Source organism: Jannaschia seohaensis (assembly GCF_900116765.1).
In the GTDB taxonomy this organism is placed as follows: domain Bacteria; phylum Pseudomonadota; class Alphaproteobacteria; order Rhodobacterales; family Rhodobacteraceae; genus Jannaschia; species Jannaschia seohaensis.
Window position 1 is genome coordinate 310,146 of sequence record NZ_UETC01000004.1, and the last position, 24,655, is coordinate 334,800.

Below are 24,655 nucleotides of genomic sequence, written 5' to 3' on the forward strand. Positions count from 1 at the left end.
ACAATCCACGTGCGACAGGGGTAGATGTTTCGTGATTCGACCCTCATAAACGGCTCAAACGCAACCAGGACGGCCCAGCCAAGGGCCGCAGAGACAACGGGACGGCACATGGCCTCGGACAAGCAGAACCTTCAGGACGCCTTCCTCAACCATGTCCGCAAGACAAAGGTGCCGGTGACGATCTTCCTGATCAACGGCGTCAAGCTGCAGGGCGTCATCACCTGGTTCGACAATTTCTGCGTCCTGCTGCGCCGCGACGGGCAATCGCAGCTTGTCTACAAGCACGCGATCTCGACCGTGATGCCGGCGCAGCCGATTCAGCTCTATTCCGGCGAGGGCGATTCTGACGGGGCCTGAGACGGGACATTCGACCGAGGCGCGCCCCACCCGCGCCTACGTCCTGCATCCCGACATGCGCGGGGGCGACCGATCCGGCCGCGACCCCCGCTTGGCCCTCGAAGAGGCCGTGTCCCTGGCGCATGCGCTGCCGGGCCTCGATGTCGTGGGCTCCGACGTGGTTCGCCTGCCCAAGCCGCATCCCGGGATGCTGTTCGGCTCCGGCAAGGTGGAGGAGCTGCGCGCGCTGATCGAGGCCGAGGAGATCGAACTGATCCTGATCGACGGCTCGGTCAGCCCGGTGCAGCAGCGCAACCTGGAGAAGGCGTGGAAGGTCAAGCTGCTCGACCGGACCTCCCTGATCCTGGAGATCTTCGCCGATCGCGCCGCCACCCGCGAGGGCGTGCTCCAGGTCGATCTCGCCGCGCTCAGCTACCAGCGCACGCGCCTCGTGCGCGCCTGGACCCATCTGGAGCGGCAGCGCGGCGGGCTGGGCTTCGTCGGCGGCCCGGGCGAGACCCAGATCGAGGCGGACCGCCGTGCCATCGACGAGCAGATGGTCAAGCTGCGCCGCCAGCTCGACCGCGTGGTCAAGACCCGGGAGCTGCATCGCGCGGCGCGCGCCAAGGTGCCTTATCCAGTCGTGGCCCTGGTGGGCTACACGAACGCGGGCAAGTCGACGCTGTTCAACCGCCTGACGGGGGCGGAGGTGATGGCCAAGGACATGCTCTTCGCAACGCTCGACCCGACGATGCGGGCGGTGACGCTGTCGGCGAAGGGCACCAATCCCTTCGACGTGATCCTGTCGGACACGGTGGGCTTCATCTCGGACCTGCCGACCCAGCTCGTCGCCGCCTTCCGCGCGACCCTGGAGGAGGTGCTGGACGCCGATCTGATCCTGCATGTCCGCGACATCTCGCATCCCGAGACGGAGGCGCAGGCCCAGGACGTGGAGTCGATCCTGGAGGCACTTGGCACCGACGAGTCCATCCCGCGGCTGGAACTCTGGAACAAGGTCGACCGGCTGGACCCCGCCGAGGCAGAGGCCGCCGCGAACCGGGCCGCCCGCCGCGACGACGTCTATCTGGGCTCGGCGGTGACGGGGCAGGGGCTCGACGCGCTGCTTGCCCGGATCGGGGCCGAACTCTCGGAGGTCACGGAGGAGACCACGCTGACGCTCCCCTTCGCCGAGGGCCGGGCGCGGGCCTGGCTGCACGACCAGGGGGCCGTGCTCTCGGAGGAAGTCACCGAGGAGGGCACGCGGCTGTCGCTGCGCTGGACCGCACGCCAGGCGGACCGCTTCGCGGCCAGTTTCCCCGGGCTCATAGACCGTCCCGTGCCGACCCCGGCCCCGGCCGCGCCGCCGACCCGATGGGAACCTTAACCAAGCATTAAGGTTAACGCGCCCGCCCCCTCATCACGGGTTCACAAATACTCAAATCCCGACCGACGTCCCAGGCGCGGGCCTCGGCCGGGGAGACACCGCTCTGCCATACCGCAAGCCGGCCATCCGGATCGCGTCGTGCAAAGGCGATGACAGGAAATGCCGGTCCTGTTAGTCTCGCCACTGGAAGGGGCAGAAGACCCCGGCAGAGCAGACATGGACAGGACCTGAAGATATGACCGCATTTTCGCGTCGCCGCTTCCTTGCGGCGGCTTCCGCTCCGCTTGCCTTGGCGGCTTGCGGCAACGGCGTGGGCTCCCCTGGGGGCGAGATGATCGACGCGCGTGTCGACGCCGCCATCGCCTTCATGGAAGACACGCTGCCCGAGACGCGCGACCTGCGCGCCCGGAGCGCCGGCATGTTGATGATGCCGCTGATGACCGAAGCCGGTCTGGGCATCGGCGGGGCCTTCGGGCGTGGCGCGCTGCGGGTGGATGGCGTGACGGTGGATTACTACTCGGCCACCGCCGCGTCGGTCGGGCTTCAGATCGGGGCGCAGCAATACGCCCATGCGCTGTTCTTCATGACGCCTGCCGCGCTCTCCAATTTCCGCCAAAGCCCTGGCTGGGTCGCGGGGGCGGATCTGGAATACGCCGCCTCCTCCAACGCGCGGGCGTTTACGACCGACACGACCTCGCTGACCACGCCGGTGGTTGCGGTCATCTTCGGCCAGGCCGGTCTTTTGGCCGGGGCCACCATCGAAGGGCAGAAGTACAACCGCATCATCCCCTGAGCGGCGCGCGCCCTCTTGCATTCCTCTCCGCAGGGTGCCAAAGGGCGCGCACTTCACAGGCGGGGGCGGGCCCCCGGGGGAGACATCCCCGGACGGTCCACCGGTTGGCGCATCCGCGTCGAAACCCCCGCCGAGGCTCAAACCGGAAAGGAAACGAGCATGGCTCTGCCTGACTTCTCGCTTCGTCAGCTTCTCGAGGCCGGCGTTCACTTCGGCCACCAGACGCAGCGATGGAACCCGCGCATGGCGCCCTATATCTACGGCGCCAAGAACGGCATCCACATCATGGACCTGACGCAGACGGTTCCGCTGCTGGACCAGGCGCTCAAGGCCGTCCACGACGTCGTCGCCCGCGGCGGCCGCGTTCTCTTCGTCGGCACCAAGCGCCAGGCGCAGAAGCCCGTGGCCGAGGCCGCCGAGCGTTGCGCGCAGTATTACATGAACCACCGCTGGCTGGGCGGCACGCTCACCAACTGGAAGACGGTTTCCAACTCCATCAACCGCCTGAAGGCGATCGACGAGGCGATGGAGCAGGGCTTCGAGGGCCTGACCAAGAAAGAGCGCCTCGGCATGGAGCGTGACCAGGCCAAGCTGCAAGCGTCGCTCGGCGGCATCCGCGAGATGGGCGGCCTGCCGGACATGCTGTTCATCATCGACGTCAACAAGGAAGACCTGGCGATCGCCGAGGCGAAGAAGCTGGGCATCCCGGTCGTGGCCGTGGTCGACACCAACTGCTCGCCCGAGGGTGTGGACTATGTCATCCCCGGCAATGACGACGCCGCGCGCGCCATCGCGCTCTACTGCGACCTCGTCTCCCGCGCGGCCCTCGAAGGCATGAGCGCCCAGCTCGGCGCAGCCGGCGTCGATATCGGCGCCATGGAAGAGGGCCTGGCCGAGGACATCGATCCCGGCGAGGCGGAAGAGCTTCCCGCCTCCGAGACCGAGGCGCCCGCCCAGGCCTGATGCCCTGGCATCAAATGGTTACGTGGCGCGGCTAAAGCAGCCGCGCCCTTCCCAATTCCAAGGAGTAGACCCATGGCGATCACAGCCGCACTGGTGAAGCAACTGCGCGACTCGACGGGCGCAGGCATGATGGACGCGAAGAAGGCGCTGACCGAAACGAATGGCGACATGGATGCCGCCGTCGATTGGCTGCGCACCAAGGGCCTCGCGAAGGCCGCCAAGAAGTCGGGCCGCACCGCCGCCGAGGGCCTCGTGGCCGTCGCCGTCGATGGGGGCTCGGGCGTCGCGGTCGAGGTCAATTCCGAGACGGATTTCGTCGGCAAGAACGCCGAGTTCCAGGCCATGGTCGGCGACATCGCGCAGACCGCGCTCACCGTGCCGGATCTGGGCGCGCTGACCGAGGCGGAGATCGGCGGCAAGACCGTCGCCGCGATCATCACCGACAAGATCGCCACCATCGGCGAGAACATGTCCGTGCGCCGGATGGCCAAGATCTCGGGCGAATCGGTCGTGACCTATGTCCACAACGCCGCCGCGCCGAACATGGGCAAGATCGGCGTGCTGGTCGCGCTGTCGGGTGACAATGAAGCCTTCGGCAAGCAGGTCGCGATGCATATCGCCGCCGTGAACCCGGCCTCGCTGTCCGAAGCGGATCTCGACCCGGCCGTCGTCGAGAAGGAGCGTCAGGTTCAGATCGACATCGCGCGCGAATCGGGCAAGCCCGAGGCCGTCATCGAGAAGATGATCGAAGGCCGCATGAAGAAATACATGTCCGAGGTCACGCTGCTGAACCAGGCCTTCGTCGTGAACCCCGACCTGACCGTCGGCAAGGCCGCCGAGGAAGCGGGCGTCGAGATCACCGGCTTCGTCCGGCTTGAGGTCGGCGAGGGCATCGAAGTCGTCAAGGAAGACTTCGCCGCCGAGGTCGCGAAGGCCGCCCAAGGCTGACCACCGCCTCACAAGGCATTGAGAGATGAAAAAGCGGCGTCGAGGGGAAACTCGACGCCGCTTCATCGTTGATCGGGCCGTCCTTGGGGATGAGACATGCCCGCGATGTTCCGCGTGGCCCCCCCGGCATAATTGCCCGAAAGACCGCGCATGCCGAGCATCATCGGCTAGGTGCTCAGGCCACGAGACAATTCGCTCGCGTCGCCGTCACGCCTTTTAGTCCATGGCGTAATTGCCACCACTCACAAGACGTTCACAGAATGACCCGGACACTCCCGCTAAGGAAGTCGGGTTTTCCTTACCTATCGGTAAAAATCTGTCCGCCTGTTCAAATCCTGATAGCAGGGCCCGTCACGACGCGCGCCGGATGCCCATCACCCGCGCCCGCGCGCGCGGGTCGGCGTCGAAAAGCGCGGCAAGCTGTTCGGTCATCGCGCCAGCCAACTGCTCGACATCGGTGATCGTCACGGCGCGGTTGTAGTAGCGCGTCACGTCGTGGCCGATTCCGATGGCGAGCAGTTCGACGGCCTTCCGCTTCTCGATCATGGCGATCACGTCGCGAAGGTGCTTTTCCAAGTAGTTGGCAGGGTTGACCGACAGGGTGCTGTCATCGACCGGCGCGCCGTCCGAGATCACCATCAGGATCTTGCGGACCTCATTGCGCGCCAGCATCCGGCGATGGGCCCATTCCAGCGCCTCGCCGTCGATATTCTCCTTCAGCAGGCCCTCTTTCATCATCAGGCCCAGATTGGGCCGCACCCGGCGCCAGGGGGCGTCGGCGGATTTGTAGATGATGTGGCGCAGATCGTTCAGGCGGCCCGGCTGCTGCGGCCGTCCGTCCTTGAGCCAGGCTTCGCGGCTCTGGCCGCCCTTCCAAGCGCGGGTGGTGAAGCCCAGGATCTCGACCTTGACGCCGCAGCGCTCCAGTGTGCGTGCCAGGACATCGGCGCAGATCGCCGCGATGGAAATCGGGCGGCCGCGCATCGAGCCGGAATTGTCCAGGAGCAGCGTCACGACGGTATCCCGGAACTCCGTATCCTGCTCCATCTTGAAGCTGAGCGGCGTTGTGGGGTTCGCCACGACGCGGGCAAGGCGGCCTGCGTCGAGGATACCTTCCTCCAGGTCGAACTCCCAGCTGCGGTTCTGCTGCGCCTGGAGGCGGCGCTGTAACTTGTTGGCCAGCCGCGAGACCGCGCCTTTCAGCGGCTCCAGCTGCTGGTCGAGATAGGCGCGCAGGCGCTCCAACTCCGCGGGTTCGGCCAGGTCCTCGGCCCCGACGACCTCGTCATACTCGGTGACATAGACGGTGTAATTCGGGTCGGCATCGGAGATCGGTTGCGGCGCGGGCGGCTCATGGCTGTCCTCGGCCTCGGGCATCTCGGCCTCTTCGCCCGCTTCCTGGTCGGCCATGTCGTCCATGGAGACCTGGGCCTGGGAGGGATCGTCCTGCTGCTCCTGCGAGGATTCGGGCGAGGCTTCCTCGTCCTCCTGATCCTCTTCGTCTGAGCCGGTGGAGTCGGGTTCCTCCTCTTCGTCCTGATCGGCGCCTTCGTCCTGGTCCTCGTCCTCCAGATCCGGGTCGTCGCCCAGCTGATCGCCATAGCCCAGGTCGTCGATCAGCTGGCGCGCCAGCTTGGCGAAGGCGGTCTGGTCGCGCAGAACCTCGTCCAGATTGTCCAGCCGGTCTCCGGTGGCGCCTTCGATGAAGTCGCGCCACAGTTCCAGCACGTTGTCGGCGCCCTTGGGCAGATCCCGGCCCGTGGCCATCTGGCGAATCCAGTAGCCGGCGGCCGCGGCGAGCGGCGCCTGCGCCTTGTCGGTGATGTCGCCATAGCCCTTGCGCGCGGCTTCGACGGCGATCTTGGCGTCGATATTGCCGGCCGTGCCGGGCATGTCCTGCGCGCCGACCGCTTCGCAGCGGGCGGTTTCCATCGCTTCGTAGAGCTCTCGCGCCATGTTGCCCTGCGGCAGATAGCGCGCGTTGATGCTGGCGTCGTGGTGACGGTGCCGCAGCGCATAGGCATCGGCGGTGCCGCGGGCCAGAAGCACCTCCTCGCGGGTCATCCGGCGCGAGACCTGGGGCAGGCGCACCGCGTCATTCGTCTGGCCCGGCGGGTCGACGGAATAGCTTACGGCCAGATCCGGGTCGTCGGCCATCGTCTTGGTCGCCTCGGCGAGGGCCTTCTTGAACGGATCGGCGGGGTTGTCGCCCGGACGGGAGGAGCTGTTCTTCATACCGCGCAACCTAGTCGTTTGGTGCGGAGGCGCAATGGCGCGCCGACACGTGCAGCCAGTCGAGAAGCGACGCGGGGCGGCGATCGGTCTCCGGGGAGAGGGCTTGCGCCTCCGTCACGGGCTTGGCTTCATCGGGGCCGCGCAATCCCGGGGAGCTTTGCATGACAGCCGTTCGTTTCGCGGTCTATCTGGCCGTCGTTCTTGGGATCGTTGCGGCGACGGTCTTTGCCGTTCGCGACTTGATGCCGCCCGCCTCGATGCGCTTTGCGGTGGGGACGGAGGGCGGCGGCTATTGGCGCTATGCGGAACGCTACCGCGCGATCCTCGCTCGTGACGGGATCGCGCTGGAATTGGTCGCCACTGCGGGTTCGGTGGAGAATGCGGGCCTGCTCGACGCGCGGGAGGTGGAGGCCGGTTTCCTGCAAGGCGGCGTGGTCGTGAACGAGGACGCGGAAGCGCTGGGCTCGCTTTTCATCGAGCCTCTGCTGATCTTCTCCAGCGCCGCGCCGGAGGAGGACAGTCGGCGCATTCCCCGAAACGTCGCCGATTGGCGGGACCTCACCATCGCGGCGGGAGCCGAAGGCTCTGGCGCGCGGGCGGCTGCCATCGCGCTGCTCGGGGCGGCGGAGGTGCCGGACGACGCCAACACGCTCCTCCCGCTGGGCGGGGCCGAGGCGGCGGAGGCGCTGGCGGATGGCGCGGCGGATGCGGCGCTCTTCGTGGCTCCGCTCTCGGCGCCCTATCTCGCGCCGCTCCTGTCGGATCCGGACATCGCTCTGTTGGACATAGCCCATGCGGAGGCGCTGTCGCGACGGATGCCGCAGACGATTTTGATCGACCTGCCGTCGGGCGTGTTCCAATTGTCACCGCCTCTGCCGCCACGAGATCGGCAATTGCTGGCGATGGTCGCGCGCATGGTCGCGGTGCCCGACTTGCATCCCGCGCTGGTGGACCGGCTGGTGAGCGCGGCCGTGACGATCCATCGCCGGGGCGACGCGCTGACCGACGAAGGAACCTTCCCGAACCTCGAGAACACGACCCTGCCAGCCCACCCATATGCCCGGGACCGGCTGGCGGACGGGCCCTCGGTGCTGGCGGACGTGCTGCCGTTCTGGATGGTGGCGCAGATCGAGCGGCTGGCGATCCTGCTGCTGCCCATCGTGTTCCTGCTGCTGCCGCTGCTGCGAGCGCTTCCTGGGCTGTATAACTGGGGCATACGGTCGCGCGTCTTCCGCTACTACGCCCGGATCCGGGAAATCGATGCGGAGCTCGACGGGGCCGAACCCGGACGCTTGCGGGCGCTGGATCGGGAGCTTTCGTCCCTGGATCACGAGATCGCCGCGCTGAAGCTCCCGCTGGCCTACCGCAACTATGCCTATGACGCCCGGCTGCATGTCGAGCTTCTCCGCCGCCGGATCTCCCAGGGGTTGGGCGGTTAAGCTGCCATAGGGGGGCTCTGGCGGAGAGGCGGGGCAGTCTCCCAGCTCGGCCAAGGCGCGCGGCCGGTCAAAGGACGGGCCCTCCGCGATCCGAGCGAACCCCGTCTGGCCGCGCTGTGGACGCGAAAGGGGCCGCCCGATCGCCGGGCGGCCCCTTGTCCAAATCGCATCGGCCTGCGCGTGGCGCGCGCCTGAGGGATCAGCCCAGCGACATGCTCGCCGCGCTCTCGGGCAGTTCCTCGTCGAAGCAGCGCTGGTAGAATTCGGCCACCGTCTGCCGCTCCAACTCGTCACATTTGTTGAGGAAGCTGAGGCGGAAGGCATAGCCGACATCGCGGAAGATCTCGGCGTTCTGGGCCCAGGCGATGACGGTCCGCGGCGACATCACGGTCGAAAGGTCGCCATTCATGAAGGCGGTCCGGGTCATGTCGGCCACCGTCACCATCCGGCTGATCGTCCGGCGCCCTTTCTCGGTGTTGTAATGCGGCTGCTTGGACAGCACGATCTGCGTTTCGGCATCGTGGCTCAAGTAGTTCAGCGTCGCCACGATGGACCAGCGGTCCATCTGCGCTTGGTTGATCTGCTGGGTGCCGTGGTAGAGGCCAGTCGTGTCGCCCAGGCCCACCGTGTTGGCGGTCGCGAAGAGGCGGAAGGACGGGTGCGGGGTGATGATCTCGTTCTGATCCATCAGCGTCAGCTTGCCGTCGGCCTCCAGCACGCGCTGGATGACGAACATCACGTCGGCGCGGCCCGCGTCATATTCGTCGAACACGATCGCGACGGGATTGCGCAGCGCCCAGGGCAGGATGCCCTCGTGGAACTCGGTGACCTGCACGCCGTCCTTGAGCTTGATCGCGTCCTTGCCGATCAGGTCGATGCGGGAGATGTGGCTGTCGAGGTTGACGCGCACACAGGGCCAGTTCAGCCGGGCGGCGACCTGCTCGATATGGGTCGACTTGCCGGTGCCGTGATAGCCCTGGATCATCACCCGCCGGTTCCAGCCGAAGCCCGCGAGGATCGCCAGCGTCGTGTCCGGGTCGAATTTGTAGGTCGGGTCGATCTCGGGCACGCGATCGGTGCGCTCTTCGAAGCCCTTCACGGTCATGTCGCTATCGATGCCGAACACCTCACGGACGGAAATCTCCATTTTGGGCTTCGCGTCGATATCGATGGTGCCGTCGGCCATATCCGTCTCCTTGGTCTCCGCTCGCCCGATTGCAACATATGCCGACCAGTCGCAAGGGGAAGGGACCCCAGGAACGCCCGGTTCGGGCTGGGAGGCACATCGTGGTAATCTGCCGCGCATGAAACGGATCGTCATTCTCTGCGACGGATCCTGGAACTCCGCCGACGCAGAGCACCCGACGAATGTCATGCGCGTCTCCCACGCCTTGGCCCCCGTGGGGGCGGACGGGGTGGCGCAAGTCCCGATCTATATCGAGGGCGTGGGCACCGGGCGGCGCGGGGTGACGATGCTGACGCGGGGGCTGGATCGTCTGCTCGGCGGGACGATGGGGGTGGGGCTGCACGAGAACGTGATCGAGGCCTACCGGCATCTCTGCTTTCTCTACCAGCCGGGCGACTCGGTGCATGTCTTCGGCTTTTCACGCGGGGCGTTCACGGCCCGGTCGCTGGCGGGCTTCATCCGCTACACGGGCCTTTTGACCCGCACGACCCTCGACCGGCTGCCCGAAGCGGTGGAGCGCTATTCCCAACGCTCGTTCTGCCGCCGGGCCGCCTCCAGCGGCGCAATGCCGAGTGGCGCGCGATCCATTCGCCTTGGGTCAGGGTCGATCCCGACGATGCCGATGTCTAAGCCGAATTCGGCCACCATGAGGCGATCCCCTTCGAGATCGATTTCATGGGCGTCTGGGACACGGTGGGCGCGCTGGGCGTGCCGGGGCACTTCACCGCGGCGCCGCTCTTCAACCGGCACTTCATGTTCCACGACACCGACCTGTCCGAGATGGTCCGCGCCGCGCGCCACGCCGTCTCGGTCGACGAGCGGCGCAAATCGTTCCGGCCGACGCTCTGGACCAATCTCGACGCCCTGAACGACGCGCGGGAGGGCAGGCCGTATCGTCAGGCGTGGTTCGCTGGGGATCACGGATCGGTCGGCGGCGGGGGCGAGATCACGGCGCTCTCCTCCATCGCGCTGCGCTGGGTGTTGGAGGGCGCGGCGGCCGCGGGGCTGGAATTCGACGAGATCTTGCTGGAGGCCATCGCGCGGGAATGCGACCCGACCGGTCCTCTGTTCAACGCGGACCCGCCCCGCGGCGGGCCGGTCGCCGCGCTGATGCGCCAGTTTGGTGCCGCCCGTGCTCCCGTGACGCGGCTCGAGGACGTCCATGCCGCGGTCCGGACACGCTGGGTCCACGAGGGGGACGGGGACGGCTTCCGTCCCTACCGGCCCGAGCCCCTGCAAGGCTTGGCGCGCGAGTTCGAGGCGTGGCGGGAGAGCCGCATCAGGGCGCCAAGGGCGACGCCCTCCGCCTGAAGGGGCGGCGGGGTAAACCCCGCCCTACGGGCGCAGCTCGGATGTAGGGCGGGGGTCTCCCCGCCGCTACTTAAAGTTGCGGCTGTCCTTCAGTTGATCCCAGGCCCAGACGACTTCGCTTAGCTGCTCTTCCTGGCTGCGGTCGCCGCCATTCATGTCAGGGTGCAGCACTTTGATCAGCGCCTTGTAGGCCTTGCGGATGCGCGCCTTGTCCCAGTCGTCCTTGGCTTCCAGGATCTCGATCGCCTTGCGCTCGGTCGGCGGCAGCTTGCGCCCCGCCGTCTCGCGGCCCGGATTGCGGGTCGCGTTGCCGCCCAGGACGGAATGGGGGTCCTCGATGCCGAGCCGGGCCCAGGCGCGCTCCTCGATGGTCTTGCGGAAGGGGCGGGTTTTCTGGTCCTTCGCCTCCTGCGCGGCGATCTCGGCCTCGGTGGCGCCATCGAAGAAGGACCACTTGGCGTTGTATTCGCGCACATGCTCCTTGCAGAACCAGTAGTAATCGTCCTTCGAATCCCGGCTTTTCGGCGCGCGGTACTGGCCCGGTTCGGTGCAGCCGTCCTGCTCGCACTCGCGGGTCGAGGTCTCCACGGCGCCGGACATGCCGCGCTTGCCGCGCGGATTGCGCTTCTTCGCGGTCGAGACGCGCATGTCGAAATTGAATGGATCGTTTTTTGTCATGCAACGCCCCCTTCCGGTCCGAGGCGATGGAGTTTAGTCATTGCCGCGCCGAGGGGAAGAGCCAACCGGGGGAATAATGGCGACGATGGAAGAGACGATCCGCGACCGGCTGCAATCCGCCTTCGCGCCAGATCACCTGGAGGTGCGCAACGACAGTGCGCGCCATGCGGGCCATGCCGGCGATGACGGCTCGGGCGAGAGCCATTGGCACGTCGCGATCCGCAGCGCGGCCTTCGCCGGGCAGTCCCGCGTGGCGCGTCACCGGGCCGTGCACGCGGCGCTGGGCGACGTCATGTCGCGCATCCACGCGCTGTCGCTCGACCTGTCGGACTGAGTCTCGCGCTCACTCGGCGGCGAGCTTGGGGCCCGCCCGGGCGGTCAGGATCTCGATTACCTCGGCCTCGTCGATCTCCTCGTCCTCGAAGCCGGGCCATTCCGGGACCGGACCCTGCAACATCAGCGGCGCGGGCGCCTGCACCACCTGCTGCACAGGAGCGGCTGCGACCGGCGGCGCCAGCGCACGGCGGAAGACCAGCAATGCGTGATACTTGACCTCTTTTCCCGTCAGTCCGACCCGTTCCTCGGCGGGCAGGGTGTCGGCGCGGACATATTCCCAGCCCTCGGCCCCCATACGGTTGAAGAGCCGCGAGAGGGCCAGGGCGAACCGCGCCTCGCCCGAGCGCACGCCACGGGCCTTCTCCCCTTTGCGCGGCGCGGGCACGACCCTGTATTCGAAAGTCTGGTGCGGTCCATCTTCGGTCATGGCGCTGCCTTGATATCGCCACATTCCGATGGAGTCCCGAAAATGGTTAACGAACACGGCGTTTCCGTCCGTGCGACGATAAAACGCGCCGCGGATGCGCGCAAAAAGCAGGCGAGCAGCGGGTGAGAGGGTGCCCATGGGCGGCCGACGCCCCGGCGAGGGGCGGGGCATTTCAGGGGGCGACCTGCTCGTTTCTGGGCCAGCGCGCCGAGTTGATGCGATCGGCGCGCGCCTCCTCCTGGGTCGCAGCCCATTTGGGGCGCATCGGGTCCGCCTCACCCGAGATTGGTCCGCCCGACACGTGTACCCATTTGGCGTGACGTTCGGGCGAACCTGTCCCGGGCAGCGGCGACGGCCTATCGGTGCCAGGACGATCCGTCCGTCCTCGGTTTCAGACGGACGGAGAGCCGGCGCGCGCGCACTGCGCGCGGAGAACGTCGCGGCCCCGTCGGGCCTCGCACCCAGCGTCGCTGTCCGTGGATCGGGCTAAGGGGAAACGGCCTGACTGGAGACTCGCGCCTATGCGCGCATCGCCGCCGAGAGCTGGACGGCTGGCGGGATCTCGCAAAGCAGGCGCCGGAAGACGAGCAGGGTCATGGTCTTGGGGGCCGTGCCTGTCAGATCCTTGGAGCTGTCATTGGGCAGGGTGTCCGCGCGGACATAGTCCCACCCGTCCAAAGCCATGTCGTTGAGCAACTGCGTCCAGGTCGCCGCCATCCGTTCGGCATCTGTGCGCAAGCCTTCGACCCTTTCTGCCTTGGACGGAGCGGCGACAACGGTGAATTCGTAAATGGCCTCAAGGCCCGGGGATACGTGTTTCATGGGCAAGGCTTCGCCGACGAAAATGTCGCCTTGGCGGCGCGGCAAGGGCTGAGCTCGGACATTCCTTGGCAAAGCGTGGCGATCTCGCGCCCGCCTCGTGACGCGGTTAACGGAGCGCCTTGAGCACGCCAGAAATCAGCGGCAGGCCCGCCCGCAGATCTTCCGTCCGGTTGGCGAAGCCGATCCGCAGCGTGCCCTCGGCCCCCATCACGGCGCCGGGCGTGAGCAGCACGCCTGTTTCCTCTAGCAGGGTGCGGCACAGGGCCTCGGACCCGATCTCGACGTCGTAATGCAGCAAGGCCGTCGTCCCCGCCGCGGGCCGGACCCAGGTCACCCCCGGCTCGGACTCAACCCAATCGGTCAGGATCGCGAGATTCTCCCGCGTGATCCGGCGGGAGCGGGCGAGGATGCGATCGGCATGTTCCAGCGCCAGCGCGGCGAGATGATCGTCCACCATGCCGACGGATATGGTGGTGTAGTCGCGATGCCGCTCCGCCGCCTCGCGCAGCCAGGCGGGACCGACGATCCAGCCCAGGCGCAGCCCGGCCAGCGAGAACGCCTTGGACATGCCGGCGGTCGCCACGGCGTGCGGGCTGATCTCGGCCACCGACAGGCCCCGACCGTCGCCAGTCTGCCCGGTCCCGCGATAGACCTCGTCGGCCAGCACGGTGGCGCCCGCCGCCTCGGCCGTCGCGACGATCTCGCGCAGCAGGGCGTCGGGCATCAGGCTCCCGGTCGGATTGTTGGGGTTGGTGAAGGCGACGACCCGCGTGTCCGGGCGCATCAGCGACCGCAGGTGGTCGGGGTCGGGCAGGTAGCCGCCCTCGGGTGTCAGTTCCAACCGGGTCACTTCGGCGCCCAAGCTCTCGGGGATGGAGACGTGCTGCTGATAGGTGGGCACGACGCTGACGACGTGGTCGCCAGGGCCGGCCAGCGCCCGCCAGGTCAGGTCGTTGGCCCCGATCGTGCCATGAGTCACCAGAACGTCCCCCGCCGCACGCCCGGCATAGAGCGGGGCAATGGCGCGGCGCAGCCGGTCCGAGCCCTCGATGGCGCCATAGCTCAGCGGCACGTCCCGCAACTCCGACAGCGCATCGGCATTGCGGCCCGTCATCTCCATCAGCTCGCCCAGGGTCATCGCCGCGACGCAGGTCTCCGCCAGGTTCAGACGGCAGCGCGTCTCCCAGGCGTTCATCCAGATTTCGACGCCGAACGGATCGATATGCATGGCGCGGGCCTCCTTCGCGCGCAGTGGTGGACGCAACCGCGCCTTGGGTCTAGCCCTGCGGACACAGGAGGAATGCGAAATGTATCTCGGTCTCGATCTCGGCACGTCCGGTCTGAAGGCGATTCTCACCGATGAGACGGGCGCCCTGCGCGGCACCCGCGAGGCGTCCTATGCCAACCCGCATCCCCATACCGGCTGGTCCGAGCAAGACCCGGCGGATTGGATCGCGGCCTGCGAGACCGTGCTGGATGGGCTGGCGGCCGGTCACCCCTCGGATATGGCCGCGCTGAAGGGAATCGGCCTGTCGGGGCATATGCACGGCGCGACGCTGCTTGGTGCCGATGACGCGGTTCTGCGCCCCTGCATCCTCTGGAACGACACCCGCGCGGCGGAGGAGGCGGCGGCGCTGGATGCCGCTCCGGGTCTCCGAGAGGCGACCGGGAACATCGTCTTCCCGGGCTTCACCGCGCCCAAGCTGCTCTGGGTCGAACGGCACGAGCCCGAGATCTGGGAGAAGGTCGCGAAGGTCCTGCTGCCCAAGGACTACCTGCGCCTCTGGCTGACCGGCGAACATCTGAGCGACCTCTCCGACAGCGCCGGGACCGCGTGGCTGGATGTGGGCGCGCGGGCCTGGTCGGACAGGGCCCTGGAGGCGGGCCACATGACGCGCGCCCAGATGCCGGGTCTGGTCGAGGGCAGCGCCGAAGGCGGACGGCTGCGCGATGCGTTGCGCGCGCGATGGGGCGTGACCGGGCCGGTCGTGGTCGCGGGCGGCGGCGGCGACAACGCGGCGGCGGCCTGCGGGGCAGGCTGTTTCGCCGAGGGGCAGGGCTTCGTCTCGCTGGGCACGTCGGGCGTCCTGCTGTCGGCGAAAGGCGGCTATGCCCCCGATCCCGCCAGCGCGGTCCATACCTTTTGCCACGCCGTGCCGGACACCTGGTATCAGATGGGGGTGATTCTCTCGGCGACCGACTCGCTCAACTGGTTGGCGCGGCAGACCGGGCGCGGCGCGGCGGAGCTGGCCGGGATGCTGCCGGAGCGGGCGGAGGGGCCGGGCGATCTGCTCTTCCTGCCCTATCTTTCCGGTGAGCGGACGCCGCATAACGACGCCGCTTTGCGCGGCGCGCTAATCGGGCTGGACGTGGCCCACGATCCGGCCGCGCTGACCCAGGCGGTGGTCGAAGGCGTCTGTTTCGCGATTCGGGACTGTCTGGAGGCGCTGCGCGGCACCGGGACCGAACTGACCTCGGTTCTGGCCATGGGCGGCGGCGCGCGGTCGCGCTTCTGGCTGGAGGCGATGGCCTCGACCCTCGATCTGCCGTTGCAGGTCCCCGCGGGCGGCGAGTTCGGCGCGGCGCTGGGTGCGGCGCGGCTAGGAATCGCGGCGGCGACCGGGGGCAGCCCGGCGGAGATCATGACCCCGCCGCCCGTCGGCGAGACCATCGCGCCGCGCGCCGATCTGGTCCCCCGCTACGCCGCCGCTTGGGAGAGATACCGCGCCCTGGTGCCCGCGATCCGCGCCGCTCAGGCCGACTGACCCAGGGGCCGCCGCTCGACCGCGAGCGCCTCGACCCGTTCGATGCCATAGGCGGTGGCGCCCTCGGCCCACATGCGGTCGTCGCGGAACTGCACGTCGATCTCGGTCGGCGGGGCATCCACCGAGAGCGAGAGCTGGCGCACCTGCTCCAGCACCTCGGGCGTGCAGAGCGGGTGCCCCTCCTCCGCCTCGACGGCGAGCACGATGAGTTCGGGGTCGAAAACGGTCACGAGATTGGCGAGGACGCGCGCGAAATGCTGTCGTGCCTCCGACAGCACCTCGATGGCGACCGGGTCGCCCGCGGCCTCGGCCTGGCGTAGATCCTCGACGCTCATATCCTTGAGACCGGCCTCGGCCGCGCGCATGCGCAGGCCGTAGCCCCCGGCATATGCCTCCAGGCACCCGCGCTGCCCGCATTGGCAGAGCGCGCCATCGGATACGACCTTGCTGTGGCCCAACTCGCCCGAGCAGCCGCGGGCGCCGCGATGGAGTTCGCCGCCCAGGATAACGCCCATCCCGATACCGTGCTGGACCGTCACGACCAGGAAGTTGTCGACGCCCCGCCCGCGACCGAAGAGCTGCTCTGCTTTGGCGACGAGATTGGCGTCGTTCTCCAGAAAGACGGGGCAGGGGGCGCGCGCGGCCAGGGCGGGGGCGAGATCCACGTTGCGCCGATCCAGCGCCGAGGACCAATGGACATGCCCACGCGCCCCATCGACCTGTCCCGCAAGCCCCACGCAAATGCCGGAGACGTCCTCCAGGCGCCGCCCGTGGCGGGCGCAGGCGGCGGTGGTCGCGGCCACGATGGCGTCGGCCAGCACCGCCGGGGCCGAGGCAATTTCCGCGCGCGGCGCCTCGTGCAGCCCGATCTCGGCGCCGGTGAAGTCCACCAGAAGAACGGTGATGACCCGGTGGGACACCTTGACCCCCGCCACCAGCCGCGCCTCGCCGCGAAGCCGCAGCGCCTCGCGCGGGCGGCCGCGCCGACCGGCGTCGGGCGCCCGGTCCTCGGGATGAATGCGTTCGATCAGACCTTCGGACAAAAGCTCCGCGGTCAGCGCCGTCACCGTGGCGGCGCTGATTCCCGTCTGCCGGGCGATGTCGACCCGCGCGATGGCCCCCGCCTGCCGGATCGCCCGAAGCACGCGTCCGCGCCCCCAGCGCCGCGGGTCGTTCGCGGTGTCGGTTGCTTCACGCATGCTGATCCTCCAAAGGGCCCTGCCGGCCCGCCATTAATTTTGACACATAAACTAATTCTGTCTAGCAGTCACTCAGGCCGAAGCGACCGGCTATACGCAGGGGAGGACGCGTCATGACGACTGGATTTTTCGACGGGCTCTCGCCCGCGCGCTATCAGGGAACGCCGGCGACCGATCCGCTGGCGTTCCGCCACTACGACCCGGACGAGGTCGTGATGGGCAAGCGGATGGAGGACCATCTGCGCTTCGCCGTCGCCTATTGGCACTCCTTCGCCTGGGAGGGGGGCGACCCGTTCGGCGGCCCCACCTTCGAGCGCCCCTGGCATCCGCAGGACGATATGGGCCGGGCCAAGATGAAGGCCGATGTGGCCTTCGAGATGTTCGACCTGCTGGGCGCGCCCTTCTTCTGCTGGCACGACGCGGACCTGCGCCCCGAACAGGGCAGCTATGCCGAGAACCTCGCCACCCTGGAGGAGATCACCGACTATGTCGGCGAGAAGATGGAGGGCTCCAAGACCAAGCTGCTTTGGGGCACCGCCAACATGTTCTCCCACCGCCGCTGGATGGCGGGGGCCTCGACGAACCCCGACCCCGACATCTTCGCCTATGCTGCCGCCACGGTGAAGGGCTGCATCGACGCGACCCATAAGCTGGGCGGGGCGAACTACGTCCTTTGGGGGGGGCGAGAGGGATACGAGACGCTGCTCAACACCGACCTCGTCCGCGAGGGCGAGCAGATGGGCCGGTTCCTCAGCATGGTCGTCGACTACAAGCACAAGATCGGCTTTGAGGGGCAGATCCTGGTGGAGCCCAAGCCGCAGGAGCCCTCCAAGCATCAATACGATTACGACGCGGCGACTTGCATCGGGTTTCTGCGCAAGTGGGGCCTCCAGGACGAGGTGAAGCTGAACCTGGAGCAGGGGCATGCGATTCTCGCTGGGCACAGCTTCGAGCACGAGATCGCGGTCGCGGCGGCCGAGGGGATGCTGGGCTCGATCGACATGAACCGGAACGACTACCAGTCGGGCTGGGACACGGATCAGTTCCCGAACAACGTGCCCGAGGTGGCGCTGGCCTATTATCATATCCTCAAGGCGGGCGGTTTCACCCAAGGCGGCACCAATTTCGACGCCAAGCTGCGGCGGCAGTCGCTGGACCCGGAAGACCTGATCGCCGCGCATGTCGGGGGCATGGATACCTGCGCCCGCGGGCTCAAGGCGGCGGCCGCGATGCTGGAGGATGGTGGGCTGGAGGACGCCCTGGCCGAGCGCTATGCCGGCTGGGACGATCCGCAGGCGCAGGCGATGCTGACCTCGGATCTAAGCGCCATCCAGGCGCGGGTGATCGAGCAGGGGATCGACCCGCAGCCGCGCTCCGGCCGGCAGGAGCGGCTGGAGAACTACGTCAACCGCTTCGTCTGATCCCCTGGCGGGCGGGGCCGGCGTCAGTCTCTTTCGATGCGGAGGACGGCGCCGGCCTCCGCCTCTCGCCAGCGCCCCACGGTCCCGTCCGGCCAGATCACGCGGATTTCCGCCGCTTCCGCCGTGCCCAGTCCGAAATGCAGCGGCACGGCGCTGCCGCCGGCATGGCCGCCGCCGACCGTGACCTCGCGCGCCTGCGTCCCGGCCTCGGTCCGAACCTCGACGGTTGCGCCCACCGCCCGCCGGTTCCCCCCCGGCTGGCGGGGATCGACGGCGAGCCAGGCCCCGGCCTCGGGCGTGACATTGCGATGCAGCTCCATCGGAGCGCGCCGGTTCACGACCACCACGTCCAGAAGCCCATCCGCGTTCAGATCGACCAGCGCCCCTCCGCGCGACCGCGCCACGGTCGCGATCCCGGCGGCGGCGCTGGCCTCGCGGAACGTCCCGTCCGGCTGTTGCATCAACAGGTTGTTCGGATCCTCCATCGCCATGCCGGGCATCTGGTCGACATTGCCCTTGGTGATGAGCAGATCCGCCAGACCGTCATTGTCCACATCGCCGAACTCGGCATGCCAGCCGGTCGAGGGCCGCCCGTCCTCGCCGACATGCGGGCGCTGGGCCGCCGTGCCCATCGCGAAGGGCGCCGCCACATAGCCGTCGCCCTGGTTCAGCATCAGCACCTGGTCGCCCATGGAGGTCAGCATGACCTCCGGCAGCCCGTCGCCGGTCACGTCGCGGCTGGCGATCCCCATGCCCCAGAGCTTCTGTTCCGGGAACCCGTCCTCGGGGCCGAGTTCCTCCAGGGGATCGAGCCGCCACATCTGCTCCCGCCCCTCGCGCACGTAATAGTGGCGGTCGTTGGAGACGCGCAGCATCGTCTCGCCCGAGCGCTGCCAGTCGGAAAACAGCATCGAAAGCGGGCAGAAGCCGGGCTCCAGCACCAGGGGCGGGGCGTAGCGCGCGCCGTCGGGTCGGTGCAGGTGCACGTCGGCGCAGGTGCCGAAGGGGCCGTCGGGATCGTCCCGGTCCACATAGTCGCCGGTGGCGAGCGTCGGCAGGCCGTCGCCCTCCCAGGTGGCCGAGAAGGCGGTGGTCCAGCCATCGCCCGGGTCGATCCCGAGCGCCTCGGTCGCGTCCTCGAAGGCGCAGCGGCCCAACCCGCGCAGGACGACATTCGCGCCCACGCGCATCACGAAGAGGTCGAGCCTGTCATCCCCGTCGATGTCGAGCGGGTAGGCGCCCGTGACCCCGGTCAGCTCGGGCAGAGTGCCCGCCTCGAAGGACAGCGGCCCGCCGGGCGCGGAGCGGTTGAGGAATAGCCCGGCCGGCGCGGCCCCTCCGGCGGCGAAGAGATCGGGCCGGTCGTCGCCGTCGCAATCGAGCACGGCGACCCCGCCGCCCACGAAATGCTCCCATCCGCCGGTGTAGAGATGGGGGGCAGGCAGCGCGTCCGACTCATCGACGAAGCGCGGCTCGGCGAGCGCAGATGTCGCGCCCAAGGGCAGCAGGAGCAGCGTCCGGAGGATGGAATGCATCTCTATATCAGACCTTTGTGAGCCGTTCCTCGCCGCGCAGCCAAGCCCGGGACAAGGCTGGCAGGCTACATTTCAAGAGCTACCCGGAAATAATTTCTTTGACAAATTAATTCGGGAACCGCATACCGATTCCATGGCGAAGGCGAGCACCAGACCTCGTCCCAAGCCCTCACGGGAGGAAATTATGAAGAAGACCCTAATCACCGCGGGCCTGCTCGCGGCGCTGTCCACGTCCACCGCTCTGGCCGATGCCCATGCGCCCGTTGTCGGCGTCAGCTGGTCCAACTTCCAGGAAGAGCGTTGGAAGACCGACGAGGCCGCCATCTTGGCCGCGCTCGAAGCCGCCGGTGCAACCTACATTTCGACCGACGCGCAGTCCTCCGCCTCCAAGCAGCTGTCGGACGTCGAAAGCCTGATCGCTCAGGGCGCCGACGCGCTGATCATCCTGGCGCAGGACGCCCAGGCCATTGGTCCGGCCGTCACCGCCGCCGTGAACGAAGGCATCCCGGTCGTCGGCTATGATCGTCTGATCGAGGATCCGAACGCCTTCTACCTGACCTTCGACAACATCGAAGTCGGGCGCATGCAGGCGCGCGCCGTGCTGGCGGCCCAGCCGACCGGCAACTACGTGATGATCAAGGGCTCGCCGACCGACCCGAACGCCGACTTCCTGCGTGGCGGTCAGCAGGAAGTCCTGCAGGAGGCCATCGACTCCGGCGACATCACCATCGTGGCCGAGGCCTATACCGATGGCTGGCTGCCCGCCAACGCCCAGCGCAACATGGAGCAGATCCTGACCGCGCAGGACAACAATGTCGACGCCGTCGTCGCGTCGAATGACGGCACCGCTGGTGGCGCGGTGGCCGCGCTGACGGCGCAGGGCCTGGATGGCATCCCGGTCTCCGGTCAGGATGGCGACCATGCCGCGCTGAACCGCGTGGCCATGGGCACGCAGACCGTCTCGGTCTGGAAGGACGCCCGCGATCTGGGCCGCGCTGCGGGCGAGATCGCCGTCGCTCTGGCCAGCGGCACCGCGATGGACGCCATCGAGGGCGCGCAGGAGTGGACCTCGCCGGGCGGCACGACCCTGATCGCCCGCTTCCTGGAGCCGGTGCCGGTGACCGCCGACAACCTGACCACGGTCACCGATGCGGGCTGGATCACCGTCGAAGCGCTCTGCCAGGGCGTCGAGAACGGCCCCGCCCCCTGTAACTGACAGCACTCTGGCCCGCCTCGATCCCGAGGCGGGCCAATTCAGACGAAGTTTTCGAGAAAACTTCGATCAGAGTTTTTGTGAAAAACTCTGCACCCCCTTTTGACCGGAGGGCTCCCCACATGACTGATGCCACCCAAGCGCCACCCGCGGCCGCGCCCAAGACAGGGCTTGCCGCGTTGGAGATCGACACCCGCCTGTTGGGCATGATCGGCGCATTCGTTCTTATCGCACTCGCGTTCCACCTGGCTTCGGACGGGCGTTTCGTGACGCCGCGCAACCTGTTCAACCTTACGATTCAGACCGCATCGGTCGCCATCATGGCGACGGGAATGGTCTTCATCATCGTCATGCGCCATATCGACCTGTCGGTCGGTTCGGTGCTGGCCACCTGCTCCGCCGTCATGGCGATGGTGCAGACGGTGGTGGTGCCCGATTGGCTGGGCGCGGGGCTGGGCTCGCCGCTGATCGCGCCGATCGCCATCGCGTTCGGTCTTGCGGCCGGGGCGGCCATCGGGGCCTTCCATGGCTGGCTGATCGGCTATCTGACGATCCCGGCCTTCATCGTCACTCTGGGCGGCCTGCTGATCTGGCGGAACGTGGCGTGGTATCTGACCAATGGCCAGACGATCGGACCGCTGGACCAGACCTTCCAGCTGTTCGGTGGGATCAATGGGACGTTGGGCACGACCTGGTCCTGGATCCTCGGGCTGATCGCTTCCGTCGCCGCGATCGCCGCGCTCTGGTCCGCCCGCCGCAACAAGGTCGCCCATAACTTCCCGGTAAAGCCGCTCTGGGCCGAGGGCGCGGTCGCGGCCATCGTGGTCGGGGGCATCCTGGGCTTCGTCGCCCTGCTCAACGCCTATAGCGTCCCTGAGCGGGTGCTGGAGCGTCGCTTCGAAGCCGAGGGGCTGACCATGCCCGCGGGCTATTCGGAAGGCTACGGTGTTCCGATCTCCATCGTGCTTCTGATCGCCGTCGCCATCGTCATGACCGTGATCGCCAAGCGCACCCGCTTCGGCCGCTACATCTTCGCCACCGGCGGCAATCCGGACGCGGCGGAGCTGTCGGGGATCGACACGCGCATGTTGACCGTCAAGGTCTTCGCGCTGATGGGCATCCTTTGCGCCATCTCGGCGGTAGTCGCCTCGGCCCGTCTGACCAACCACTCGAACGATATCGGCATCCTCGACGAGCTTCGCGTGATCGCCGCCGCCGTGATCGGGGGCACCGCGCTCAAGGGCGGGGTGGGCACGATCTACGGCGCCATCATCGGGGCGCTGATCATGCAGAGCCTGCAATCGGGCATGGCCATGGTTGGCGTGGATGCGCCGCTGCAAAACATCGTGGTCGGTGCGGTTCTGGTCGCCGCCGTCCTCATCGACATCTGGTATCGCAAGCGCACGGGGGCCCGGGATTGATGGCTAAGGAACACGTCAAAGCGCCGGTGGATCGCAGCGGCACCCCCCTCGTCTCGCTCGAGGACATCTCCATCGCCTTCGGCGGCATCCAGGCCGTCGACAAGGTCTCGCTGGACCTCTACCCGGGCGAAGTCGTGGGCCTGCTCGGCCATAACGGCGCGGGGAAGTCGACGCTGATCAAGTGCCTCTCGGGTGCCTATCAGCGAGATTCGGGCACGATCCGCATCGATGGAGAGGTGGCCGATATCGGCTCGCCGTCCGATGCGCGGCGCTACAACATCGAGACGATCTACCAGACGCTCGCGCTGGCGGACAATCTCGACGCGCCGTCGAACCTGTTCCTCGGGCGGGAGCTGACGACGCCGCTGGGTCTCGTCGACGATGCGAAGATGGAGGCGGAGACGCGCAAGATCATGGCGCGCCTCAACCCCAACTTCCGCAAGATCAACGAGCCGGTCTCGGCGCTCTCCGGCGGTCAGCGCCAGTCGGTCGCCATCGCCCGCGCGGTCTATTTCAACGCCCGCATCCTGATCATGGACGAGCCGACCGCCGCGCTTGGCGTCCACGAGACGGCCATGGTCGCGGACCTGATCAAGGAGTTGAAGGCCCAAGGTCTCGGCATTTTCCTGATCTCGCACGACACGCGCGAGATGATGGATCTCTGCGACCGCGTCTCGGTGATGAAGAACGGCAAGATGGTCGGCACCGAGAAGGTCGAGGACGTGACCGAGGATGACATCCTGTCGATGATCATCCTGGGCAAGAACCCGGTCCGCGAGGCGGCCTGACATGCTCGACCCCGATCACCCCTTCTTCGCGGCCGCCTGGCGGCGCTGGGCGGTGGTCGGGGTCTGCACGCTTTGGGCCCTGATGGAGGCCAGCCGCGGCGCTTGGATCTGGGCGGCCGGGGCGGGCGCAGCCGGAGCCTATGCCGCCTGGGCGCTGCTGCTTTCGCCGAAGGCGCGGCGGAGCCCGCCGCGCTGACCCTTTCTCCCCTGGGAGAGAAAGGATCGACACAAACATCGCCGGTTCCATCGCGGGCAGTCCCACCGGGGCCGCCCGCGGCGCTTTTTGCGGCTGTCTCGCCCGTTCGAGCGCGCGGGAGCGCCTGCCTGCGGTCGCCTCAGTCGAGCCAGACCGCCCCCGTCCGGGCGGGCAGGCTCGCGCCCTCGATCTCGGCCGAGCAGAAATCCGGCTCCGGCCGCGCGCCGACAGGGGCCTGCCCGAAGTTCAAGACCACCTCCACCCCAGGATAAAGCAGCCGGATCGCCTCGCCGTCCTGGCTCCAATCCTGCAAGGTCAGATCGCCGAGCCGGTCACGGCGGAACGCCGCCGCGCGGCGATAGAAGGCCAGATTGCTGTCCGCGCCCGCATCCTGGACGGTGACCGAGACCCCCAGTCCATCGGCAGCCATAGGTCTCCGGTCGTAAAGCCCCGCCCGTCGCCTTCGGCCCAGGGGGATCGGGACACGCGCGCCATCCCGCCCGGGCATGTCCGGCCAATAGAGCAGATCGTAGGGATCGGTGATCGCCGATTTGGGGAGGCTCGGCTGGCGCAGGCCGCGCTCCTCCCCCTGATAGAGCATGACCGGCCCCGGCGCGATCAGCAGCATCATGGCCAGAAACGCGCACGTCCCGGTCCGACCCGTCTCCGGCCTCCTCGGCGTGCCGCGGCTGGTCATGGGACGACAGCCACCAGGCGATGCGGGACGGGTCCGGCGCCCGGCTCAGGATGTCCGCATAGGCGGTGGCCGAGCCGTTCCCCTCGGGCAGGTCCAGCGGCTAGGCGCAGTCGAGCCTCCCCGGCTCCGACAGTTGGCAGGCGAGTTCGACCGACTGGTTGCCCGAAGACACTTCGCCGATCAGAAACACATCCTCGCCCGCCCAGGCCCGCACCTTTTCAACCAAGGGAATGCCGTCGCCCGGCAGAATGTCGTGGACATGGTCCTGATAGCTGTAGGGCACGGCATTCGGGCCGAAGACCTTGTCTCGCACCTCGGGCGAGGCGGGCGGATTGTCCCGCAGCTCGGGGTCGAACAGAAAGGACGTGATGGCGTCCATCCGAAACCCGTCCACCCCGCGGTCCCGCCAGAACGCCATGATGCGGCGCAGCTCGGCCTGCACCGTCTCAGAGCGGAGGTTCAGGCTGGGCTGCGCGGTGAGCGCTACCTGAAGTGCGACTTTCCTGTGGGTCGAGGGTAGGGCTGTCGGGCTCCGATCTCGATCATCTTCTGTGCGAAGACC

General features: G+C 67.9%; 25 protein-coding genes and 1 pseudogene. 15 read left to right on the forward strand and 11 right to left on the reverse strand.

Translation table 11 applies throughout. The features are described from left to right. Positions 1–108: 108 nt before the first annotated feature. The 5 genes from hfq (at position 109) to tsf (ending at position 4,424) form a co-directional block, all read left to right on the forward strand. Positions 109–357, forward strand: coding sequence for an RNA chaperone Hfq (hfq, locus tag DTQ71_RS11735; RefSeq protein WP_109564472.1), 249 nt, complete (start codon positions 109–111; stop codon positions 355–357). Positions 358–412: 55 nt separating this feature from the next. Then, entirely contained in the window at positions 413–1,720 is a 1,308-nt protein-coding gene (hflX, locus tag DTQ71_RS11740; protein WP_109564473.1) for a GTPase HflX, read from the forward strand. A gap of 235 nt (positions 1,721–1,955) precedes the next feature. Beyond that, a complete protein-coding gene (locus tag DTQ71_RS11745; protein WP_109564474.1) occupies positions 1,956–2,513 on the forward strand; it encodes a lipid-binding SYLF domain-containing protein in 558 nt (185 codons plus the stop codon). Positions 2,514–2,672: 159 nt separating this feature from the next. After that, positions 2,673–3,476, forward strand: a complete 804-nt coding sequence (gene rpsB, locus DTQ71_RS11750) for a 30S ribosomal protein S2 (RefSeq protein WP_109564475.1) — start codon at positions 2,673–2,675, stop codon at positions 3,474–3,476. Positions 3,477–3,548: 72 nt separating this feature from the next. Continuing rightward, complete coding sequence (gene tsf, locus DTQ71_RS11755) at positions 3,549–4,424, forward strand: translation elongation factor Ts (protein WP_109564476.1); 876 nt, start codon at positions 3,549–3,551, stop codon at positions 4,422–4,424. 351 nt (positions 4,425–4,775) lie between these two features. Here tsf and cobT read toward each other — a convergent pair whose 3' ends face one another. Continuing rightward, on the reverse strand, positions 4,776–6,659 hold the full coding sequence (gene cobT, locus DTQ71_RS11760) for a cobaltochelatase subunit CobT (protein ID WP_109564477.1): 1,884 nt from the start codon (positions 6,657–6,659) through the stop codon (positions 4,776–4,778). A 161-nt stretch (positions 6,660–6,820) separates the two neighbouring features. Between cobT and DTQ71_RS11765 the strand changes: the two genes are divergently transcribed. Continuing rightward, complete coding sequence (locus tag DTQ71_RS11765) at positions 6,821–8,098, forward strand: TAXI family TRAP transporter solute-binding subunit (RefSeq protein WP_109564478.1); 1,278 nt, start codon at positions 6,821–6,823, stop codon at positions 8,096–8,098. Between the two features lie 199 nt (positions 8,099–8,297). On the opposite strand, the gene cobS is transcribed toward DTQ71_RS11765, so the two are convergent. Further along, entirely contained in the window at positions 8,298–9,284 is a 987-nt protein-coding gene (gene cobS / locus DTQ71_RS11770; RefSeq protein WP_109564479.1) for a cobaltochelatase subunit CobS, read from the reverse strand. Positions 9,285–9,402: 118 nt separating this feature from the next. On the opposite strand from cobS, the pseudogene DTQ71_RS24615 reads away from it, so the two are divergent. Further along, positions 9,403–9,774: pseudogene (locus DTQ71_RS24615) on the forward strand (phospholipase effector Tle1 domain-containing protein); the annotation flags it as partial. 29 nt (positions 9,775–9,803) lie between these two features. On the opposite strand, the gene DTQ71_RS24620 reads toward DTQ71_RS24615, so the two are convergent. Next, a complete protein-coding gene (locus tag DTQ71_RS24620; RefSeq protein ID WP_281271239.1) occupies positions 9,804–9,932 on the reverse strand; it encodes a hypothetical protein in 129 nt (42 codons plus the stop codon). A 6-nt stretch (positions 9,933–9,938) separates the two neighbouring features. Here DTQ71_RS24620 and DTQ71_RS24625 point away from each other — a divergent pair, with 6 nt between their 5' ends. Next, on the forward strand, positions 9,939–10,595 hold the full coding sequence (locus DTQ71_RS24625) for a phospholipase effector Tle1 domain-containing protein (protein WP_484131399.1): 657 nt from the start codon (positions 9,939–9,941) through the stop codon (positions 10,593–10,595). Between the two features lie 66 nt (positions 10,596–10,661). Here DTQ71_RS24625 and DTQ71_RS11785 read toward each other — a convergent pair whose 3' ends face one another. Beyond that, positions 10,662–11,273, reverse strand: a complete 612-nt coding sequence (locus tag DTQ71_RS11785; protein ID WP_109564481.1) for a J domain-containing protein — start codon at positions 11,271–11,273, stop codon at positions 10,662–10,664. A 76-nt stretch (positions 11,274–11,349) separates the two neighbouring features. Between DTQ71_RS11785 and DTQ71_RS11790 the strand changes: the two genes are divergently transcribed. Then, positions 11,350–11,607: a BolA family protein gene (locus tag DTQ71_RS11790; RefSeq protein WP_109564482.1), complete on the forward strand. Its 258-nt coding sequence runs from the start codon at positions 11,350–11,352 to the stop codon at positions 11,605–11,607. Between the two features lie 9 nt (positions 11,608–11,616). On the opposite strand, the gene DTQ71_RS11795 is transcribed toward DTQ71_RS11790, so the two are convergent. From DTQ71_RS11795 to DTQ71_RS11805, 3 genes are all read right to left on the reverse strand, one after another. Next, positions 11,617–12,036: a DUF4177 domain-containing protein gene (locus DTQ71_RS11795; RefSeq protein WP_109564483.1), complete on the reverse strand. Its 420-nt coding sequence runs from the start codon at positions 12,034–12,036 to the stop codon at positions 11,617–11,619. A 519-nt stretch (positions 12,037–12,555) separates the two neighbouring features. Beyond that, positions 12,556–12,858, reverse strand: coding sequence for a DUF4177 domain-containing protein (locus DTQ71_RS11800; protein WP_146204849.1), 303 nt, complete (start codon positions 12,856–12,858; stop codon positions 12,556–12,558). A 106-nt stretch (positions 12,859–12,964) separates the two neighbouring features. Then, positions 12,965–14,086 carry an aminotransferase class I/II-fold pyridoxal phosphate-dependent enzyme gene (locus DTQ71_RS11805; protein WP_109564485.1) on the reverse strand — a complete coding sequence of 374 codons (1,122 nt, stop codon included), beginning with the start codon at positions 14,084–14,086 and terminating at the stop codon, positions 12,965–12,967. 79 nt (positions 14,087–14,165) lie between these two features. On the opposite strand from DTQ71_RS11805, the gene xylB reads away from it, so the two are divergent. Then, complete coding sequence (xylB, locus tag DTQ71_RS11810; RefSeq protein WP_109564486.1) at positions 14,166–15,623, forward strand: xylulokinase; 1,458 nt, start codon at positions 14,166–14,168, stop codon at positions 15,621–15,623. Here xylB and DTQ71_RS11815 read toward each other — a convergent pair. Further along, entirely contained in the window at positions 15,611–16,822 is a 1,212-nt protein-coding gene (locus tag DTQ71_RS11815) for an ROK family transcriptional regulator (protein WP_109564487.1), read from the reverse strand. The genes xylB and DTQ71_RS11815 overlap by 13 nt on opposite strands. 113 nt (positions 16,823–16,935) lie before the next feature. Between DTQ71_RS11815 and xylA the strand changes: the two genes are divergently transcribed. Then, complete coding sequence (gene xylA / locus DTQ71_RS11820) at positions 16,936–18,243, forward strand: xylose isomerase (RefSeq protein ID WP_109564488.1); 1,308 nt, start codon at positions 16,936–16,938, stop codon at positions 18,241–18,243. A 23-nt stretch (positions 18,244–18,266) separates the two neighbouring features. Here the strand turns inward: xylA and DTQ71_RS11825 are convergent, their stop codons facing one another. Beyond that, entirely contained in the window at positions 18,267–19,778 is a 1,512-nt protein-coding gene (locus tag DTQ71_RS11825) for a CRTAC1 family protein (RefSeq protein WP_109564489.1), read from the reverse strand. A 184-nt stretch (positions 19,779–19,962) separates the two neighbouring features. Here DTQ71_RS11825 and xylF point away from each other — a divergent pair, with 184 nt between their 5' ends. The 4 genes from xylF (at position 19,963) to DTQ71_RS11845 (ending at position 23,396) form a co-directional block, all read left to right on the forward strand. Beyond that, positions 19,963–20,994, forward strand: coding sequence for a D-xylose ABC transporter substrate-binding protein (xylF, locus tag DTQ71_RS11830; protein WP_109564490.1), 1,032 nt, complete (start codon positions 19,963–19,965; stop codon positions 20,992–20,994). Between the two features lie 119 nt (positions 20,995–21,113). Next, on the forward strand, positions 21,114–22,412 hold the full coding sequence (locus tag DTQ71_RS11835) for a sugar ABC transporter permease (RefSeq protein WP_109564491.1): 1,299 nt from the start codon (positions 21,114–21,116) through the stop codon (positions 22,410–22,412). Then, complete coding sequence (locus DTQ71_RS11840) at positions 22,412–23,200, forward strand: ATP-binding cassette domain-containing protein (protein WP_109564492.1); 789 nt, start codon at positions 22,412–22,414, stop codon at positions 23,198–23,200. Before DTQ71_RS11835 ends, DTQ71_RS11840 begins: the two co-directional genes overlap by 1 nt. A 1-nt stretch (position 23,201) precedes the next feature. Beyond that, positions 23,202–23,396, forward strand: a complete 195-nt coding sequence (locus tag DTQ71_RS11845) for a hypothetical protein (protein WP_109564493.1) — start codon at positions 23,202–23,204, stop codon at positions 23,394–23,396. 139 nt (positions 23,397–23,535) lie between these two features. Here the strand turns inward: DTQ71_RS11845 and DTQ71_RS11850 are convergent, their stop codons facing one another. Next, a complete protein-coding gene (locus DTQ71_RS11850; RefSeq protein ID WP_484131397.1) occupies positions 23,536–24,093 on the reverse strand; it encodes an alpha-amylase family glycosyl hydrolase in 558 nt (185 codons plus the stop codon). 100 nt (positions 24,094–24,193) lie between these two features. Beyond that, positions 24,194–24,655: alpha-amylase family glycosyl hydrolase (locus DTQ71_RS11855; protein ID WP_245947462.1), on the reverse strand; the 462-nt coding region annotated here is incomplete at its 5' end.